Annotated in this window: 16 protein-coding genes and 2 pseudogenes; 11 read left to right on the top strand and 7 right to left on the bottom strand. The window is 65.2% G+C overall.

All coding sequences use genetic code 11. The features are described from left to right. Positions 1-39: 39 nt before the first annotated feature. The 4 genes from IB234_RS03055 to IB234_RS03040 are packed head-to-tail and all read left to right on the top strand — an operon-like array spanning position 40 to position 2878. Positions 40-1695, top strand: a complete 1656-nt coding sequence (locus IB234_RS03055) for a TPM domain-containing protein (RefSeq protein WP_192313695.1) — start codon at positions 40-42, stop codon at positions 1693-1695. Further along, positions 1692-2039 (top strand): hypothetical protein, encoded by a 348-nt coding sequence (locus IB234_RS03050; RefSeq protein ID WP_192313692.1) that lies wholly within the window; start codon positions 1692-1694, stop codon positions 2037-2039. Before IB234_RS03055 ends, IB234_RS03050 begins: the two co-directional genes overlap by 4 nt. 24 nt (positions 2040-2063) lie before the next feature. Continuing rightward, complete coding sequence (locus IB234_RS03045; protein WP_192313689.1) at positions 2064-2507, top strand: lysozyme inhibitor LprI family protein; 444 nt, start codon at positions 2064-2066, stop codon at positions 2505-2507. Next, positions 2507-2878: a hypothetical protein gene (locus tag IB234_RS03040; RefSeq protein WP_192313686.1), complete on the top strand. Its 372-nt coding sequence runs from the start codon at positions 2507-2509 to the stop codon at positions 2876-2878. The genes IB234_RS03045 and IB234_RS03040 overlap by 1 nt, the downstream gene beginning before the upstream one ends. 4 nt (positions 2879-2882) lie before the next feature. On the opposite strand, the gene IB234_RS03035 is transcribed toward IB234_RS03040, so the two are convergent. Beyond that, positions 2883-3803 carry a LysR family transcriptional regulator gene (locus IB234_RS03035; protein ID WP_192313683.1) on the bottom strand — a complete coding sequence of 307 codons (921 nt, stop codon included), beginning with the start codon at positions 3801-3803 and terminating at the stop codon, positions 2883-2885. Positions 3804-3912: 109 nt separating this feature from the next. Here IB234_RS03035 and dkgB point away from each other — a divergent pair. From dkgB to IB234_RS03020, 5 genes and pseudogenes are all read left to right on the top strand, one after another. After that, positions 3913-4005, top strand: a pseudogene (dkgB, locus tag IB234_RS23880) (2,5-didehydrogluconate reductase DkgB); the annotation flags it as partial. A gap of 95 nt (positions 4006-4100) precedes the next feature. Further along, the gene (locus IB234_RS03030; protein WP_192313679.1) at positions 4101-4436 is read left to right on the top strand and encodes a putative quinol monooxygenase; all 336 of its coding nucleotides are present in this window, start codon (positions 4101-4103) and stop codon (positions 4434-4436) included. Positions 4437-4495: 59 nt separating this feature from the next. Then, positions 4496-5668 (top strand): annotated as a pseudogene (locus IB234_RS24315) (methyl-accepting chemotaxis protein); the annotation flags it as partial. Beyond that, complete coding sequence (locus tag IB234_RS24310) at positions 5660-6523, top strand: methyl-accepting chemotaxis protein (protein WP_412547900.1); 864 nt, start codon at positions 5660-5662, stop codon at positions 6521-6523. The pseudogene IB234_RS24315 and the gene IB234_RS24310, both read left to right, overlap by 9 nt. Before the next feature lie 77 nt (positions 6524-6600). Continuing rightward, positions 6601-7725, top strand: coding sequence for a M14-type cytosolic carboxypeptidase (locus IB234_RS03020; RefSeq protein WP_192313658.1), 1125 nt, complete (start codon positions 6601-6603; stop codon positions 7723-7725). Positions 7726-7783: 58 nt separating this feature from the next. Here the strand turns inward: IB234_RS03020 and trpA are convergent, their stop codons facing one another. Both trpA and trpB read right to left on the bottom strand, forming a co-directional pair. Continuing rightward, positions 7784-8593, bottom strand: coding sequence for a tryptophan synthase subunit alpha (gene trpA, locus IB234_RS03015; protein ID WP_192313656.1), 810 nt, complete (start codon positions 8591-8593; stop codon positions 7784-7786). Continuing rightward, positions 8593-9807 (bottom strand): tryptophan synthase subunit beta, encoded by a 1215-nt coding sequence (gene trpB, locus IB234_RS03010; RefSeq protein WP_192313652.1) that lies wholly within the window; start codon positions 9805-9807, stop codon positions 8593-8595. Before trpB ends, trpA begins: the two co-directional genes overlap by 1 nt. Before the next feature lie 262 nt (positions 9808-10069). Here trpB and IB234_RS03005 point away from each other — a divergent pair, with 262 nt between their 5' ends. Beyond that, complete coding sequence (locus tag IB234_RS03005; protein ID WP_192313649.1) at positions 10070-10567, top strand: DUF3060 domain-containing protein; 498 nt, start codon at positions 10070-10072, stop codon at positions 10565-10567. Positions 10568-10641: 74 nt separating this feature from the next. Continuing rightward, positions 10642-11538: a LysR family transcriptional regulator gene (locus IB234_RS03000; RefSeq protein ID WP_192313646.1), complete on the top strand. Its 897-nt coding sequence runs from the start codon at positions 10642-10644 to the stop codon at positions 11536-11538. 75 nt (positions 11539-11613) lie between these two features. Here the strand turns inward: IB234_RS03000 and IB234_RS02995 are convergent, their stop codons facing one another. The 4 genes from IB234_RS02995 to fhuE form a co-directional block, all read right to left on the bottom strand. After that, positions 11614-14022 (bottom strand): TonB-dependent siderophore receptor, encoded by a 2409-nt coding sequence (locus IB234_RS02995; RefSeq protein WP_192313642.1) that lies wholly within the window; start codon positions 14020-14022, stop codon positions 11614-11616. 200 nt (positions 14023-14222) lie between these two features. Beyond that, positions 14223-15143, bottom strand: coding sequence for a FecR domain-containing protein (locus IB234_RS02990; RefSeq protein ID WP_192313638.1), 921 nt, complete (start codon positions 15141-15143; stop codon positions 14223-14225). After that, positions 15140-15646 (bottom strand): sigma-70 family RNA polymerase sigma factor, encoded by a 507-nt coding sequence (locus tag IB234_RS02985; RefSeq protein WP_192313635.1) that lies wholly within the window; start codon positions 15644-15646, stop codon positions 15140-15142. The genes IB234_RS02990 and IB234_RS02985 overlap by 4 nt, the downstream gene beginning before the upstream one ends. Positions 15647-15802: 156 nt before the next feature. Continuing rightward, entirely contained in the window at positions 15803-18244 is a 2442-nt protein-coding gene (fhuE, locus tag IB234_RS02980; protein WP_225580223.1) for a ferric-rhodotorulic acid/ferric-coprogen receptor FhuE, read from the bottom strand. Between the last annotated feature and the right edge of the window lie 3 nt (positions 18245-18247).

Below are 18247 nucleotides of genomic sequence, written 5' to 3'. Positions count from 1 at the left end.
GGCGGCATCGCTGGCCGACGATCTCCGAGGAGCCCGATCATGCCCAAGCAACCCGCTCATCTGCCGTTCAGCTTCCGTCCCGCCACCCTCGCCTGCGCCCTGTTCGCTGGCCTGGCCGGCGCGAGTCCGACATGGGCACAAGAAACAGCCACGAACGCCGAATCCAGCCGCGCGCAGCTGGCGGCCGAACTGGCGGCCACGCTGCAAGCCTGCTCCTACGACGGCAGCCCCCTGGCCTTCTCGCCGCCCGATCTGTCCAAGGGCGGCAACAGTGGCACGCACGTGGTCGCGGAAATCATGCGCTACACCGGCCTGCCGGCCAATTTCGTGGTCGTCGAAGGGCAGGTGCCCAACGCGGCGGCGGTGATCATGGCAGGAGCGGACCGGATTCCGCGCCGGGTGATCGCCTACAACCCCGAGTTCATGGGCGAGGTGATCCGTGCCACCCAGGCCAACAACTGGGCGCCCGTGAGCATCATGGCGCATGAGATCGGCCACCACCTCTCGGGCCATACCATCGTGCCCGGCGGCAGCCAGCCGCCCATCGAGCTGGAATCGGACAAGTTCAGCGGCTTTGTGCTCTACAAGATGGGGGCCCCCTTGAGCGACGCGCAGAATGCGATTGCCACGCTGATCCCCGAGGCCGATGGGCAGACCCACCCCGGCCGCCGCAAGCGCCTCGAAGCCATCGCCAACGGCTGGACCGAGGCCTGTGAGCTGCAAGGCGGGGCGCAGTGCCGGGGCGGTCAGGCCATGAGTGCGGCGCAACCGCCCGCCGCGGAAACGGCACCGACCGGCCCTGCGCCGGTCGCCGAGCCACAAGCACCTGCCATGACCGTGGCGCAGCACCTGCCCAAGGCCGACGCCAATGCGCTGCCGACCAAGGGCGCCCAGTTCATCTACGACGAATTCGGCTTCCTCGACCCCGCCATCCGCGCGCAGTTCGAGCAGAAGATGTACGACCACGCACAGCAGACGGGCGTGGAGATCGTCACCCTGCTGGTCGACGATCTGGACGGCAAAACCGCGGAAGAATATGCCTGGGCCATGATGCGCCAGCTGCGCGTGGGCAAGCTCGACGTGGGCAACGGCGCCGTGCTGGTGGTGGCTCCGCGGCAGAACCAGGCTGGTGTGGCACTCGGTGCGGGTATCCAGCTGGACATGGCCGGGCACGACAAGGCTGCCCAGTTGCAGGACTGGATCAGCCTGGCCTGGCCGCTGTGTCAGAAGAAGGGCGCCTGTGGTGGCTGGACGGAAAACCTGATGCTGGCGGCCGATCATATCCGCCGCGACACCCGTCTTTCGGACTGGACCATCGCCTACAACTCGCTGGGCGACCTGCAACGGGCGGAGGCAGCGGCAAGCAGCGAGGCCACCGCCCCGCAGCAGAGCCAGACCTGGCGCAAGATCGTGCGCCTGTCGGGCACCGTGGAAAACCTCGACCCGCCGCTGAACGACAAGAGTGCCTGGGTCAACGAAGCCAAGGTGAGCAACGGCAAGAAGGCCGTGCTGATGCGCAGCGCCGAGGGCATGACCACCATGCTCTACCTCGACCCGCGCAGCGAGCACCTGATGCCCGGTGGCAAGCTCGAACAGGGCAAGACCTACAGCATCGTGGCGCGCTCGGACGCCCTGTCATGGAACTTCAGGGATACGCAGTCGCTCGACCTGCTGAGCTACACGGTGGCCGAATGAAGCCTGGCGCCGCCCTGCTGGGTGCGGCGCTGGTGATCGCCGCCTGCAGCGCCGCACCGGGGTACATGCATCGGCATGACCGCAACACCTGGTTCACCGTCCGGCCCGGCACAGAGGGTTTCGGCCTGGCGGTGCGCTACGCGCGGTACTGGTTCGTGGCGGAAGACGCGGCCGTGGCCTTCGCCTGCACGCAGGCTGCCTTCCGCGTAGCCGAGGCATATGCCCGACGCCAGGGGCGAGCTATCGTACCGGTCGCCACACAGGACGTGCGCCTGCAGGTAGCGCGCGACAGCGTGTCGGGGGTGACCACCTGCGATGCCGATGTACCGGTGCGCTGGCGCTGAATACCCGCCCGAAAGGAGATCCGCATGGTTAACCGTCTTTACCTGTACACCGCGCTGGCGCTGCTCGTGTCCCTGGCACCCGCGGCCCGCGCCGGCGAGCCATTCTGCGGGCGCGAAACGGCTCACCCCATCGACCAGGCACTGGCGCTGGCCACAGCGCGCAGCGCCGGCGTCACGGCCGACCTGCTCGATGCACAGTCCGACGCCTGGAGTGCCTGGGACAAGGAGCTCAATCGCGTCTACCGCGAACTGATCGCCGTGGCTGGCCCCGAGCGACGCGAGGCCCTGCGTGCGGCACAGCGGGCCTGGCTGACCTTCGACCAGGCTCAGGAACAATGGAACGCGGCCGTCTATGCGGACCAGGGCAGCTCCACCGCCCTCAACCTGGGCGGCGCCTCTCTGGATCGGCGCAGGGCACGGGTGTGCGACCTGCTGCTCGACCTGGCAAGCCTGGAGGATTCGCCGTGATGTGGCGCAGTCTGCCGGCCCTGTACGGTCTGCTGCTGGCCCTGCATGCGCAGGCCGCCGATGAGATCCAGCTACGCATTCGCAACGACAGCGGCGAATCCTTCGAGCATGTCTGGCAGGGCAAACCCCAGCTCGGCACCGACGTCGACCTGGGCCCGCTGGCCCCCGGCCAGACCAGCCGCTGGCATCGCCTGCCAGGCACCCAGGCGCACTATCGCAAGACCCGCGTGCAACTGGCCTCGCGCCACCTCACCGGCGTGCTGCCCGACGCTCCACTGGCGCCGGGTTGCTACACCTTCGTCTGCACGCTGGAAGACGGAGCGCTGCAGGTGGTGGCGCTGCGGGAAAGCGGCTGTCGGAAGCCTGAATAGACGGCTAGCGTCTGGCGCCATCGCACCGCGTCCAGCCTTGCCCAGCCAGGCATTCGCTCAGGTAATCGAGAAAGCAGGCGATTCGCGCCGACAGCGCGGTATTGCGATAGTAGACGGCGTTGATCGGCTGGCGGGTATCGACGTTGTGCTCGGCCAGCACCTCCACCAGCGTGCCCTCCGCACGGTCCCGGTCGGTCATGAAGTCCGACAGGCAGGCCAGCCCGGCACCGGCCAGGGCGAGCTGGCGCAGGGTCTCCCCACTGGAGGCCTTGAGCGTAGGCACAACGACCAGTCCGTCGCCATGCAGATGACGCAGCGGCCAGGCATTGAGGCTCTCCGGCTGGGTGAAACCGAGCAACGCATGGCCGCTCAGTTCCATCGGGCTCGCCGGGGTGCCATGGGCGGCCAGGTAGGCCGGGCTGGCCAGCACGCGGATGCGGCTGCAGCCGAGCGGGCGTGCGTGCAGGCTGGAATCGCGCAGGGCTCCGATGCGGATGGCCAGGTCGGTGCGCTGTTCCAGCAGGTCGATGTTCTGCTCGTTGCTGGTCAGCTCCAGCTCGATCTGCGGGTAGCGCTGGCGGAAGCCGGCCACCAGCGGTACCAGCACGTGCAGCACGAAGGGCGTGGCGGCATCGATCCGCAGGCGTCCGGCCGGTACCTGCCGGCGCAGCGCCATCTGTTCCTCGGCCTCTTCCACGGCAGCGAGAATGCGTCGAGCTTGGGCGAGAAAGGCGGCGCCCTCCTCGGTCAGTTCCAGGCGGCGCGTGGTACGACGCAGCAGAGTGACCTCGAGCTTCTCCTCCAGGCGGCCGAGAGCGCGGCTGATGCCAGAGGCGGTCTGCCCCAACTGCTCGGCGGCAGCGGTAATGGAGCCGCAGTCCACCACCTGGGTGTAGGCCTGTAGCTCGTCCAGGGTCGTCTTCATTCGTGACTCCGGGGCAATTATCTTTGCCACGATGCTAGGTTTTCCACACGAGTGTGGCGTGGACACTGCGGCTCGGCAATCGCTCTGCACATGAAACGGGAGACGCTCCATGCAGATTCCCTCACTCGGCCTCGGCACCTTCCGCCTCAAGGGCCAGGTAGTCATCGACTCGCTGCTCACCGACCTCCAGCTCAACTGGCGGTGAGCGCATCGCCAACCCGGACTTCGCTCCGTCCTGGGACTGACGGCAAGTCGGACGAAATGCATGGCGGGGTGTCCCAACAAGGGAGTGCCACCATGGCCGCCTGCGGCGGCGAGGAGTGTCCGATGATCGAGGTGATCATAGAGATCAGCTGTGTGCCGGGTCAGCGTCAGCCGCTGCTGGACGCCGTGCGAGCCAACCAGCCGCGGGTACAGGCCGAGGTTGGTTGTCTGGCCTATCGCGTGGCGACCGATCTGACCGCAGGGTTGCCCGAGCAGCACCAGGATGTCGACGGGTTGGTAATCATCGAGCAGTGGCAGAGCCTCAAGCATCTGCAGGCCCATCTCACGGCACCGCACCTGCTGGATTTTCAGCGGGAAACCGCCGAGTGGGTGCGCCAGGTGAGCCTGCGGGTGCTCGAATCGTCCTGATCTCTCGGCGCGCCTGACGCCTGGCTCGACACATCTTGACCGATGATTCCCTGGCGCCAATGGCTTGGCAAATGATGGCCATTTATGATCAAGTTCGCCTCCGCGCGCGCGGAGGCTGGCCCAAGAAGAACAAGAGTCCAGTCACTCAACGAACTCCGACTTCTTGGGATCCAATAATGAATACCTTGCTTGGCAACCTCAGCGTCACCCGCAAACTCGGCCTGGGCTTCGGCCTGGTGCTGACTCTTACTCTGCTGCTGGCGCTCACCAGCTGGAGCAGCATCAACGGCCTGATCGACCGCAGCAACTGGATGGGCGACATCGCCAGCCTCGACTCCGAGCTGACCAAGCTGCGCATCACCCGTCTTCAGTACATGCTCGCCAATGGCGACGAGGCCGTGGCGCAGACGGTGGTCGACTCGCTCGACAAGTACGAGCGCCTGCAGGAAGAGGTCACCAGCCACTTCAAGAGCCCGGAGAACCTCGAGCGTCTGAAGCAGCAGGGCAATGTCATCGACCAGTACCGCGCCTCTCTCAACGCCATGCGCGCCGGCTACCAGGCACGCGCGGCCGCCCGCCAGGAAATGGTCGGCAGCGCCCAGGCGGCTCTGACCGCCTTCGACGCCCTGGCTGCCTCGGTGCAGCAGCGCCCGGATGACGCCGACCGCTTCATCGACTTCCAGGCGGTAGCCAGTGCCCGCGAAGAGCTGCTGATGGCGCGCTATGAAGTACGCGGCTTCATCTTCAACTCGGATGCCAAATCCGAGCAGCTGGCCATCCAGCAACTGGAGAAGGCCAAGACCGCGCTCGGCGGCCTTGACGACAGCTTCGGTGCATCGCTCACCGGCCCGGCAAACCAGGCCCTGGTTCGCTACGAGGCGGCGGTGAAACAGTACAAGAACACCGTCGAGCAGATTACCAAGGCTCGTGCGGAAATGACCGAGCAGGGCCAGATCATTGTCCGACTCGACGAAGAGCTGATGAAGATCCAGTTCGAGCGTCGCGACGAGGAGAGCGCCCGCGCGCTGTCGTTGCAGGCCATCAGCGCCCTGCTGGCGCTGGTCCTTGGCGGCCTGGCCGCGGTGATCATCACCCGCCAGATCACCCGCCCGCTGCGCGAAACCCTGAGCGTGGTCGAGCGCATCGCCGACGGCGACCTCACCGCCGACCTGAACACCGACCGCCGCGACGAGCTGGGCCTGTTGCAACAGGGCGTGCACCGCATGGGCGTGAGCCTGCGCGAGCTGATCGGCGGCATCCGCGACAGCGTCACCCAGATCGCCAGCGCCGCCGAGCAGCTGTCCGCCGTGACCGAGCAGACCAGCGCGGGGGTGAACATCCAGAAAGTCGAGACCGACCAGGTTGCCACCGCCATGCACGAGATGGCGGCAACCGTGCAGGAAGTTGCGCGCAACGCCGAGAGCGCTTCCCAGGCAGCCAACGAGGCCGACGGCGAAGCCCGTGAGGGTGACCGCGTGGTAGCCGAGGTGGTGGCGCAGATCGAGCGCCTGGCCGACGAGGTTGGCCGCTCCACAGACGCCCTTCAGGTGTTGCAGCAGGAAAGCGACAAGATCAGCGGCGTGATGGACGTGATCCGCGCGGTCGCCGATCAGACCAACCTGCTGGCGCTCAACGCCGCCATCGAGGCTGCCCGTGCCGGTGAGGCCGGGCGTGGCTTTGCGGTCGTCGCCGACGAGGTACGCAGCCTGGCCCAGCGTACCCAGAAGTCCACCGAGGAAATCGCCGAGCTGGTTACCGGCCTGCAGAACGGCACCCAGCAGGTGGCCGAGGTGATGAACAACAGCCGTACCCTGACCGACAGCAGCGTGGCGCTGACACGCAAGGCCGGCGAGTCACTGGAGGGCATCACCCGCCGGGTCTCCAGCATCCAGTCGATGAACCTGCAGATCGCTGCTGCCGCCGAGGAGCAGAGTGCGGTGGCAGAGGAGATCAGCCGCAGCGTGATCAACGTCCGCGACGTCTCCGAGCAGAGCGCCGCGGCCAGCGACGAAACTGCCGCCTCCAGCGTCGAGCTGGCCCGTCTCGGTGGCGAGCTGCAGAACATGGTCAGCCGCTTCCGTATCTGACCGCCGCCCACCCTGCGGCGCGTGCTCCCACGCGTCGTGGGGGGTATCCTGCCGGCATTGTTCGGCAGGAGTTCCCCATGCAGATTCGCAGCGATTTCGATAGCGGCAATATCCAGGTGCTGGATGCCAGCGATCCGAGCCGCGTGCGCCTGGCCATCCGCAAGGATTTCGCCAGCGATCATTTCCAGTGGTTCCACTTTCTTGCCGACGGCCTGACACCGGGGCAGACGCACTGCTTCAGCCTGGAGAATGCTCGCCAGTCCAGCTACCCGCTCGCCTGGAGCGGCTACCAGGCCGTGGCCAGCTATGACGGCGAGGACTGGTTCCGCGTACCGACCACCTTCGACGACGGTGGCCTGCACGTCGAGCTGTTGGCCGAGCAGGCTCAAGCCCGCTTCGCCTACTTCGAGCCCTACAGCCGTGCCCGCCACGCCCAGCTGCTGGTCAAGGCGCTGGCGCTGCCCAGCGTCGAGCTGCTGGCCTGCGGCAGCAGCCTGCAGGGTCGCGAGCTGCCGCTGCTGCATGTGCGCGGCACGGCCAGTGCGCCGCGCAAGATCTGGCTGATCGCCCAGCAGCACCCGGGCGAACACATGGCCGAGTGGTACATGGAGGGCCTCATCGAGCGCCTGGCAAAGGACGACGAGGAGCTGCGCTGTCTGCTGGCCCAGGCGGATCTGTACCTGATACCACACATGAATCCGGACGGTGCCTTCCTCGGCAACCTGCGCACCAACGCCGCCGGCCGGGACCTCAACCGTGCCTGGCAGGCGCCCTCGGCGAGCGAGAGCCCGGAGGTGCTGTTCGTCCAGCAGCAAATGGCCACTCATGGCGTCGATTGCTTCCTGGATATCCACGGCGACGAGGAAATTCCCTACGTGTTCACCGCGGGCTGCGAGGGCAATCCTGGCTTTACCCCGCGCCTGGACGCGCTGGAGCAGGAGTTCCGCCAGCGCCTGATGGCTGTTGGCGAATTCCAGGTGGAGCATGGCTATCCGCGCGACGAGCCCGGCCAGGCCAATCTGGCACTGGCCTGCAACTGGGTCGGGCAGACCTACGACTGCCTGGCCTACACGGTGGAGATGCCATTCAAGGACCACGATCTCTCACCAGACCCGCGTACCGGCTGGAACGGGGCGCGCTCCAAGCGCCTGGCGCGGGATGTGCTGAGCGTGCTTGCGGTGATGGCCGGCAAGCTGCGCTGAATGGTGCCGGAATGAAAAAGCCGCCCCTCGGGGCGGCTTTTTTGTGCAGCAGACGAACTCAGCGACGAGCGCCGCGCACACCCTCGGCCAGCTGGGCGCACAGGTTCAGCACGCCCTCGACGGCCTGCTGCGAGGTGGACGCCTTGGCGATCTGGTCAACCAGCGCCGAACCCACCACCACGCCTTCGGCGCGGCGCGCCACGTCGGCGGCGTGCTCCGGGGTGCGGATGCCGAAGCCGATGCACACCGGCAGGTCGGTGTGGCGGCGCAGGCGGGCGTGGGCTTCTTCCACCTGGTTCAGGGTCGCGGAACCAGCGCCGGTCACGCCGGCCACGGAGACGTAGTAGACGAAGCCGGAGCTGCCGTTGAGTACGGTCGGCAGGCGCTTGTCGTCGGTGGTCGGGGTGGTCAGGCGGATAAAGTCGATGCCCGCGGCCTGGGCCGGGAAGCACAGGTCGGCGTTATGTTCCGGCGGCAGGTCGACCACGATCAGGCCGTCCACGCCGGCTTCCTTGGCGTCGGCGATGAACTTGTCCACGCCGTAGTAGTGGATGGGGTTGAAGTAGCCCATCAGCACCAGCGGGGTGTTCTGCTCGCCCTGGCGGAATTCGCGAACCATCTGCAGGGTCTTGGCCAGGGTCTGCTTGGCACCCAGGGCGCGGATGTTGGCCAGCTGGATCGACGGGCCGTCGGCCATCGGATCGGTGAAGGGCATGCCCAGCTCGATCACGTCGGCACCGGCTGCCGGCAGGCCCTTGAGGATGGCCAGCGAGGTGTCGTAGTCCGGGTCGCCGCCGGTGACGAAGGTGACCAGGGCGGCGCGGTTCTGCTGTTTCAGCTCGGCAAATCGGCTCTGCAGACGGCTCATCAGTTGTTCTCCGATTTGGACAGGTCGAGGTGGTGCATCACGGTCTGCATGTCCTTGTCGCCGCGGCCGGACAGGTTGACCACCATGATGTGGTCCTTGGGCAGATTCGGCGCGCGCTTGAAGACTTCGGCCAGGGCGTGCGAGCTTTCCAGGGCCGGGATGATGCCTTCCAGACGGCAGCACTGGTGGAAGGCGGCCAGGGCTTCGTCATCGGTGATCGAGGTGTACTCGACGCGGCCGATATCGTGCAGCCAGGCGTGCTCGGGGCCGATGCCGGGGTAGTCGAGGCCGGCGGAGATCGAGTGGGCGTCGATGATCTGGCCGTCGTCGTCTTGCAGCAGGAAGGTGCGGTTGCCATGCAGCACGCCCGGTACGCCGCCGTTGAGGCTGGCGGCGTGCTTGCCGGTCTCGATGCCGTGGCCGGCGGCTTCTACGCCGACTATCTGCACATCTTTATCGTCAAGGAACGGGTGGAACAGGCCCATGGCGTTGGAGCCGCCGCCGATGCAGGCGACCAGGGAATCGGGCAGTCGGCCTTCCTTCTCGGCCAGCTGCTCACGGGTTTCCTTGCCGATCACGGCCTGGAAGTCGCGGACCATGGCTGGGTACGGGTGCGGGCCGGCAACGGTGCCGATCAGGTAGAAGGTGTTGTGCACGTTGGTCACCCAGTCGCGCAGCGCCTCGTTCATCGCATCCTTCAGGGTGCCGGTGCCGGCGGTGACCGGGATCACGGTGGCGCCGAGCAGCTTCATGCGGAACACGTTGGCCTGCTGGCGATCGATGTCCGTGGTGCCCATGAAGATCACGCATTCCATGCCGAAGCGCGCGGCCACGGTGGCGGTGGCCACGCCGTGCATGCCGGCGCCGGTCTCGGCGATGATGCGTTTCTTGCCCATGCGCTTGGCCAGGAGGATCTGGCCGATGCAGTTGTTGATCTTGTGCGCGCCGGTGTGATTCAGCTCTTCGCGCTTCAGATAAATCTTGGCGCCGCCGCAGTGCTCGGTCAGGCGCTCGGCGAAGTACAACGGGCTCGGGCGGCCGACGTAGTCGCGCTGGAAGTAGGCCAGTTCCTTGGCGAATTCCGGATCGGCCTTGGCCTTCTCGTATTCGGCGGCGAGGTCATGGATCAGCGGCATCAGGGTCTCGGCGACGTACTGGCCGCCGAAGTGGCCGAACAGGCCGGTGCTATCCGGGCCGTTGCGTAAAGAGGTCATGGCGTGCTCCTGCTCTGCTGCCCTCGCTAACAGGATCGGTGCGAGGGAGAGTGGGTGATGGCGCCATTCTATCCATCCGAGCAGACAGGAAAAGCGATTAGATTGCGTTAATATGTGAGAAATACTCACATGTTACTCAACGCGTAGAAGTGATCCCCTGCGCATTCCTCGCTCCGCCGGCAGAAGACGTAGAACTCGGCACACGCAGCCCTGTCCCAGCAGCAGACGGCCAAGGGGGCCGCTATCGACTGGAGACATGGCGATGCACAAGGTATTGGGAACGGGGGTGCTGTTACTGGCGCTGGCTGGCGGCGCTCAGGCTCAGGAGGCAATGGAGCTTGGAGGCATCGGCGTCTCGCGCGACGTACCGTGCAAAGGGCGGGACGTGATCATCACCGGCAACGCCAATGAATTCCGCCTGGAGGGCGGCTGCGGCCAGGTCGAGGTGCAGGGCTCACAGCATGTGCTGGGGCTGGACAGCGCCACTAGTCTGGAGGTGACCGGAGCCGATAACCGTGTCGACGCCGAGCGTATCGGTGGACTCGCGGTCAATGGCAGCGGCCATCGCATCAACGCCGAGATCCGGGGCGAAGGACAGGCCGCAACGGTAGCCGTCTATGGCGCGGAGAACATCCTGCAGCTGGTTCTGGAAGGTCCGGCAAGCGTGGAGGTCAACGGCATCGGCCAGCAGCTCTCCTGGGAGGGTGACGAGCCGGACATCGCCACCAGTGGCACGGACCATCGCATCGAGCGCAAATGAACCGGCGCACGCAGTGGCAGGGTCGGTACAAACGGATTAGATTGCCCTGACCCGTCAGGAAAAATCACTGATCCATGAGCCGAGAACTGCCCCCGCTGAATGCCTTGCGCGCCTTCGAGGCCGCCGCCCGACTGCAGAGTGTCAGCCAGGCGGCAGAAGAACTTCATGTGACCCACGGAGCGGTGAGCCGGCAGATCAGACTGCTGGAAGAGCAGCTAGGCGTGCCCCTGTTCGACAAGGATGGGCGCGGCGTAAAGCTCACCGATGCCGGCCGGCGCCTGCGCGAAGTCAGCAGCGATGCCTTCGAGCGCTTGCGCGAGGTCTGCTCCGAGCTGCGCCAGCAGGACAATGAGCGCCCCTTCGTCCTCGGTTGCCCCGGCAGCCTATTGGCGCGCTGGTTCATTCCGCGACTGGACCGTCTGCAGAGGGATCTGCCGGAACTGCGCCTGCAGCTGTCCACCAGCCAGGGCGAACTGGACCCACGCAGCCCCGAGGTCGACGCCACCCTGTTGTTCGCCGAGCCGCCGTGGCCAGCGGACATGCAGGTGTTCGAGCTGGGTGTAGAGCGCATCGGACCGGTGCTCAGCCCACGCTATGCCCGTAGTGGAGAGCTGGCCGACAAGCCGGCCGCCGTGCTGCTTGGCGAGCCGCTGTTGCACACCGCCTCCCGCCCCCAGGCCTGGCCGCAGTGGGCACTGGCCGCAGGCCTCGACGGCGCCCGCCTGCAACAGGGCCAGGGCTTCGAACACCTCTACTACCTGCTGGAGGCAGCCAGCGCCGGGCTCGGAGTGGCAATCGCACCACAGCAACTGGTCGCCGATGACCTCGCAGCCGGCAGGCTGGTCGCACCCTGGGGCTTCGTCGAGACCTCGGCGCGCCTGGCGCTGTGGGTACGACAACGGCGTGCCGACAGGCGCGCCGAGCAATTGGCACAGTGGTTGCGCGAACAACTGCAGGCGGTGTTGGCGTAGAAGAGCATCGGCCCGATGCCGATCACCGAGCGCCATGCGCACCGGCCATCAGGGTCGGTGCGCATGGGAACAGGGCTAGAACGCGTGCGCCAGTGTGGCCGTGACGCTGCGCGGCGTGCCGTACCAGCCGCGTGAACCGATCGCGGTGTAATAGTGCTCGTCGAGCACGTTGTTGAGGTTCAACGACACACTGGTTTCCGGTGTGAAGGCGTATTGCGCCATCAGGTCCACCACGCTGTAGTCATCCTGATGGAAGGTCTCTTTGTTGGGGCCGGAGTTCTCGTAGTACTCCGCACCCTGCCAACGCACGCCACCACCGACTTTCAGCTGCGGAACGGATGGCAGGCGATAGGTGGTGAACAGCTTGAGGGTGTCGCGCGGGGTTTCGGTGTTCAGACGCTCATCGTCCGAGTCCTTGATCACGGCGTAGGCGTAGCTGGCGGAAACCTGCCAGTCCGGCAGGATTTCACCCGCCATTTCGACCTCGAAGCCACGTGTTTTCGTGCCGGATTCGGCGCGATATGCCTGGTCTCCGTTCGGAGCGATGTTGCTGCCGTCCGCGACGGCAAGATTGTCCTGGCGCACCTCGAAGACGCTGAGGCCGGCGGTCAGGCGCTTGTCCCAGAACTCGCTCTTGATGCCCAGCTCGTAGCTCTCGCCTTCCTTCGGCTCGATGTACGTTCCGTTGACGTCCTGCCTGTCCTGCGGTTTGAAGATGGTGGTGTAGCTGGCATAGGTCGACCAGTTTTCGTTGAGGTCGTAGATCAGGCCGACATACGGGGTGACGATGCCGTTCTCCTTCTCCCTGGTAGCGCTGACGGCGTCTGTGCCCAGAGTGCGCGATGACTTGTCGCGCTTCCAGTCGATCACTCGTGCCCCGGTGATCAGCGAAAGGCTGTCGGCCAGGCTCCAGCGTGCGGCGGCGACCAGGCCCAGCTGGGTCTCGTCCAGCACGCTCTCGGTGGTCTTGTTATGGATCGCATCCGGCACCGCCAACGAGCCATCCCAGTTATGGATGTCATCGATGGTCTGGTACGTCCACAGGTCGTAACCGTTGTCGCGGTAGTAAGCCTTGGTGTGGTTGGCGCCCAGGTGCAGTTCGTGCTCACGGGAGAACAGCTCGAAGGGACCGGTGGCGGACAAGTCGAATGAGGTTTGGCGCGGATCGCCTGCCCAGCGGCCGGTCCAGGTTTCGATACCACTGCCATCGGGGTTGACCCTGCCGCTGGCCGCTGTCGCGAAGGCGTCGTCATAGCTGCGACGATTGTGTTCGGCGTTGAATTTAACCTGCCAGCCGTTACCCAGTGCATGTTCCAGGGTGGTGAACAGCGTCTTGGTCTTACGCTTGTGGTAGCTCCATTCGGAGCCGGAGTTGAACGAGCGCGACGGCTTGAAATGGGCGCCGTTGGCGTAGTACATCGGGAAGCCGTGGTTGCCCGCGCCGTCGTTGTCCATGTCCTGGTACTCGGCGCCCACGGTCAGCATGGTGGCATCGCTGATGTCCCACTCCAGTACGCCGTAGGCGACCTGCCTCTCCAGTTCCTGGCGGTCGACGTGGCTCTTGCTGTCGGTCTTCGAGGCAACGAAACGACCGCGTACATGGCCGCCTTCCGAGAGCTTGCCGGACACGTCCAGCTCGGTGCGGTAGTTGTCCCACGAGCCCGCCTGTACGGTCAGCTTGCGCTGCGTCTCCAGGGTCGGCTTCTTGCGAATCAGGTTGACGGTGGCGCTGGGGTCCCCGGTACCCGACATCAGCCCGGTAGCGCCACGCACCACTTCGACGCGGTCATAGGTCACCATGTCGGCGAGATCGTCGCTGAAGCCGTAGCTGTCGGTGCGATTGACGCCGTCGACCTGGATGTTGTCGATCTCCATGCCGCGCACGTAGATCTGGTTGGCGTCGCTGCCGGCCGGCCCCATGCTGTTGACGACAACCCCCGGCGTCTGCTCGAGCACCTGAGCGACGTCGGTGAGGTTCTGGTCTTCGATCTGCTGGCGCGTCACCACGCTGACCGACTGCGGCGTTTCGCGCATCGACAGGTTGAGCCCGGTCGCGGTACTGACCGAACCGGTCGTGTAACTGCCGGTGCCCTCGGTGGTGGCCCCGAGCTGGACGTCCGACACGTTGGTTGCACCCAGCTCCAGGGCGGAGCCCTCGGTGGGGCGAAGCAGCACGTAGCGTTTCTCGCTCGCCTGCTGAACCTGCAGGCCACTGCCTTGCAGCAGCAGGGCGAAACCCTGTTCCACCTCGTATTCGCCCTGCAGGCCATTGCTGCTCAGACCGGCGGTTTCCTGGGTGCTGAAGCTGATGGTCACACCACTGGCGGCCGCAAACTGGCTGAGCGCCGAGGCCAGGCTGCCGGCGGGAATGCTGTAGGCAATGGGCTCGGCCCAGGCGGAGGCCGCCAGCAGCGGGCCGGAAAGACTCAGCGCCAGTGCGGCGTGGCGAATGCTGCGGGCGAGGGGAGAGGGACATGCGGACATCAAGGGGCTCCTGTTCGGATGGCGTATGCGGGCGTCTGCTGCGCGCGTGAACATGGAGCCGAAGCGGGAATGAAAATCTGTTACCCCTCGTGTAAAAAAATTCGCGCCATTCCACAAACTGCTTTCGCCGGAGCCTGTGGCGGCACGTCCCAGTCGTGTTCGCCTCCACACGCAAGCGGCAAAGATCGATGCTCCGAACGTCACGCGCCTCGCGGCTCGATCCGCACCCAATATCGGCTCATGCGACGTACACGAATTGGCAGGGCATCCTGCAGGCTGGCCAGCGCGGCTTCGCCATCGTTGAGGTTGAAGGCACCGGACAGGCGCATGGCCGCCACCTCGGGTGCGCAACCCAGGTAGCCGTGGCGATAGCGCGACAGCTCGCCAAGCAGATCGTCCAGACGCCAATCGACAGCCACCAGCATGCCCCGCGTCCACGCAGAACCACTGGTCTCCAGCGCACGCAATTCGCCGACCGAGCCAGCGCTGAAATCACGGGACTGGCCGGCCTCGACTCGCACCACGGCCCCCTCGGCCAGGAGCGGGTGGATTTCCACGGCATGCTCTTCGACCGTGACCCGTGTCGCCCCGTCGACCTCACGCACGCCAAAACGGGTGCCTAGGGCAAGCACGCGTCCGGCGGACGTCTGTACGCTCAGCGGCCGCGAGTCCTTGGCGGTTTCCACGAGGATTTCCCCGTGATGCAGAAGGATCAGGCGCTGCCCGGCATCGAACCGGATATCCACGCGGGTATCGGTATTGAGATCGAGGCGGCTGCCGTCGGCCAGGGTCAGCTGCAGGCGCTGGCCGACCCGGGTGACGTAATCCGCGCTCCAGGGCGAGACCCGGTAGCCCTGCCAACCCACCACACCGACGCCCAGCAGCAGAGCCAGGGTCTTCAACGCATCGCGGCGATTGTGGCGGGCGCGCTCCAGCGTGCGGCCGGAACCGGCAGGAGCCTGGCCGAGCTGGCGCTGCAGTACCTCAATGCGTGCCCAGGCTTCGGCGTGGCGGTGGTCGGCCGCCAGCCAGGCTCGCCAGTTGGCGCGGGTATTGTCGTTCGCCGAACTGTCGTGCAGGCGTACATACCAGTCCACCGCCTCGCCGAGGACGGCCTTCACGCAGCACCCAGCTGCAGGCAGTGCAACAGGCCGATGGCCAGGTGCTTGCGAACGGTACTGACTGATACGCCAACCCGCTCGGCGGCCTTCTCGTAGGTCAGGCCATTGAGTTGCACGGCGAGGAAGATGGCACGGGTGCGAGGGCCGAGACCGTCGAGCATGCGGTCGATGGCGATCAGACTGTCGAGTATCTCGGCGCGCTCTTCGGCGGACGGCGCGTACTGCTCGGGGCGCAGGGCCAGCGCTTCGAGGTAGGCCTGCTCCAGCGAGCGGCGGCGGTAGAGGTCGATGACCAACCCGCGGGCAATGGTCGCCAGATAGTGGCGTGGCTCGTGGAGAGTGCCGGCGGTACGGGCCAGCAACACGCGTATGAAAGTGTCCTGGGCCAGGTCGGCAGCATCGGCGGAGTTGCTCAGACGCTGACGCAGCCAGCCGCGCAGCCAACCGTGGTGCGCGCGATAGAGCGCATCCAGATGTGCGCCGTCGAGAGCCTCGGTGGACATGCCCGTCTCTACCCCTGAATCGAGTGCAAATAAGAATTTGTCTCAATCATACAGGCGCGGTAAGCGGTTTGGAAATGACTGCGGCGTTAGTACGCAGGAGGACATGAAGCACTAAATAGCCATGGCGACGGGAGATCCCCCCGTCGCCTGGACCGCTTAGAACTTGTAGCTCAAGCTTGCCAGCAGGTTCCTAGGGGTGCCCCACATGCCCTGGCCGTACCAGTTCACTGCAGTCTGGTACTTCTTGTCGAACAGGTTGTTGACGTTCAGTTGGGCGGAGACCTGAGGAGTGATGTCGTAGCGAGCCATCAGATTGGCGAGCAGGTAGTCGGACTGCTCCTGACGCTGGCCCTGGGGGCCGACGTTGTCGTAGTAGATGTGGCTCTGCCAGTTGGCGCCGCCGCCAACGGTCAGTTGGTTCCACTCACCCGGTAAGCGATAGGTGGTGAACAGGCGTGCCATGGTGCGTGGCAACTGGGTGTTGACGTTGTTGTCGTCAGCATCCTTGGCGCTGTAGTGAGTGGCAAAGAAGAAGGCGTTCCAGTTCTCAGTAAGGGCGCCGGAGAGTTCGAACTCAACACCCTTGGATGTGGCGCCGTCGGTGGCGTAATACGCTGGGCTGGAGGGATCACCGGGGATGCTATAGCCAGTGTCCTGCTGGCCCAGATTGTCCTGGATGATCTTGAAGGCGGCCAAGGACGCATTCAGCCCACCATCGAAGAACTCGCCCTTGATGCCGACCTCATAGGCATCGCCCTCGATAGGGTCAAGCCAGCTACCATTCCGGTCGCGCAGATCCTGGAAATTGAAGATGCTGGTATAGCTCGCGTACACCGAGTAGTTCTGGCTGAGGTCGTAGACCAGACCCGCATAGGGGATGAATTTCTGATCGCTGTAGTCGTATTCGCCTGATGAGGCCCAGCCCGCCCCTTCGCGGTCATAGTGGGTGAAGCGGCCACCCAGGATCAGTTTCAGCGGATCCGCCAGGGAAAGGCGCAATGCGCCATAGCCGGCGCGTTGCTTGGTGTGATTGCGCTCGGAAAGCTCCCGGTTCGCATAGTCCCACTCTGGTTCTGCCACATGGCCGAAGTCATGGACGCTGACGGGTGATTGCCAAGGGGTGCTGTTGCCGATCCAGTCGAAGGAAGACTCGTGGTCGAAGTAACTGGCGCCAAAGACGGCTTCGTGTGCGCGCCCCAGAAGTGCGAAGGGGCCGGACAGCCGCAGATCGCCACTTCGTTGTTCGCGCTCGCCAGGGAAACGGGATTGAGAGGGCTCGGCGGCGATCATGCCGGTATCGCGGTCAGGGAAGCCCCAATTGAAGATACGTGCGTTGTCCACCTCGTTGCGATTGTGCATCACGCGAAATTGCGCCAGCCATTCGTTATCGAAACGGTGGTCGAGATTGATGAAAAGATTCTCGACCTCGACTTCCTCGGTATTCCAATCAGGGGCAATGCTGAACGAGCGGCCATAGTCGGTTTTCGAGCCATCGCTGTACCAAAGTGGCACGCCACCATAGGTCAGCCCATCAGCGTCGAACTTATGGTAACTGGCACCCAGGCTCAGGGTCGTTGCATCGCTCAGGTCTATGTCCACCACGCCATAGAGCGTTTGGTTCTCGCGAGAATAACGGTCGAAGAAGGCTTTCTTGTCCTGATAGGCCCCGACCAGACGACCGCGTATGGCGCCGTCCTCGGTCAACGGTCCAGCTATATCCAGGGTGCTGCGGTAGTTGTCCCAGGAGCCGGCATGCGCCTGCGCTTCGCCACGAAACGCCTTGCTGTCGGCACGCTTGCGCACCAGGTTGACTGACGCAGAGGGCTCTCCCGCACCCGTGAGAAGGCCGGTGGAGCCGCGTACCACTTCGATGCGATCGTAGAGCACCGTATCCAGCTCCGACTCACCGGCGGCGTAGTTGCTTTTGTAGTAGTTGGAGATACCGTCGTATTGGATGTCGCTGATGGAGAATCCGCGCGCGGTAAAGGTTGTGCGCTCGCTATCCAGTTGCGGCGTGGCAATGCCTGGGGCGTTGGCCAGCACGTCACCGATGGTCACCATGTTCTGGTCGTCCATTCGTTGCCGCGTGATGACGCTGACCGACTGGGGCGTTTCGCGTATCGACAGCGGCAGGCCGGTGGCAGCCGCGGTCGCTCCAGTTGTGTAGCTGCCAGTACCCTCGGTCGTTGCGCTAAGGCTGTTGGCGTTGATGCTGGTGGCGCCGAGTTCCATGGCAGCGCTATCGACCGCCTTCTCCAGCACATAGCTACCATCGGCATTCAGCACGCGCAGGCCGCTGCCCTGCAGCAGCAGGGCGAAGCCGGCATCGGTCGAATAGTTTCCACGCAGGCCTGCGGACTGTCGATTGCCGAGCTGCGCCGCATCGAATGACAGCGCAACGCCGGCAGCGGCGGCGAAGCGGCTGAGCACTTCGGCGAGCGGGCCTGGAGCGATGTCGTACTGGCGGACCTGTTCGACCGCGACCTTGGTCGGTGCGGGTTCGGCGGCCTGCAGCAGCGGAGCGCCGGCGGCGCCCATCCCGAACAGCGCGATTTGCAGGTGGCGCGCCAGGCGGTGGCGAATGAATGGATGCGACATGGT

It is taken from the genome of Pseudomonas sp. PDM16, assembly GCF_014851865.1.
Taxonomy (GTDB): domain Bacteria; phylum Pseudomonadota; class Gammaproteobacteria; order Pseudomonadales; family Pseudomonadaceae; genus Aquipseudomonas.
This window is presented reverse-complemented; position numbering and strand designations above follow the sequence as displayed.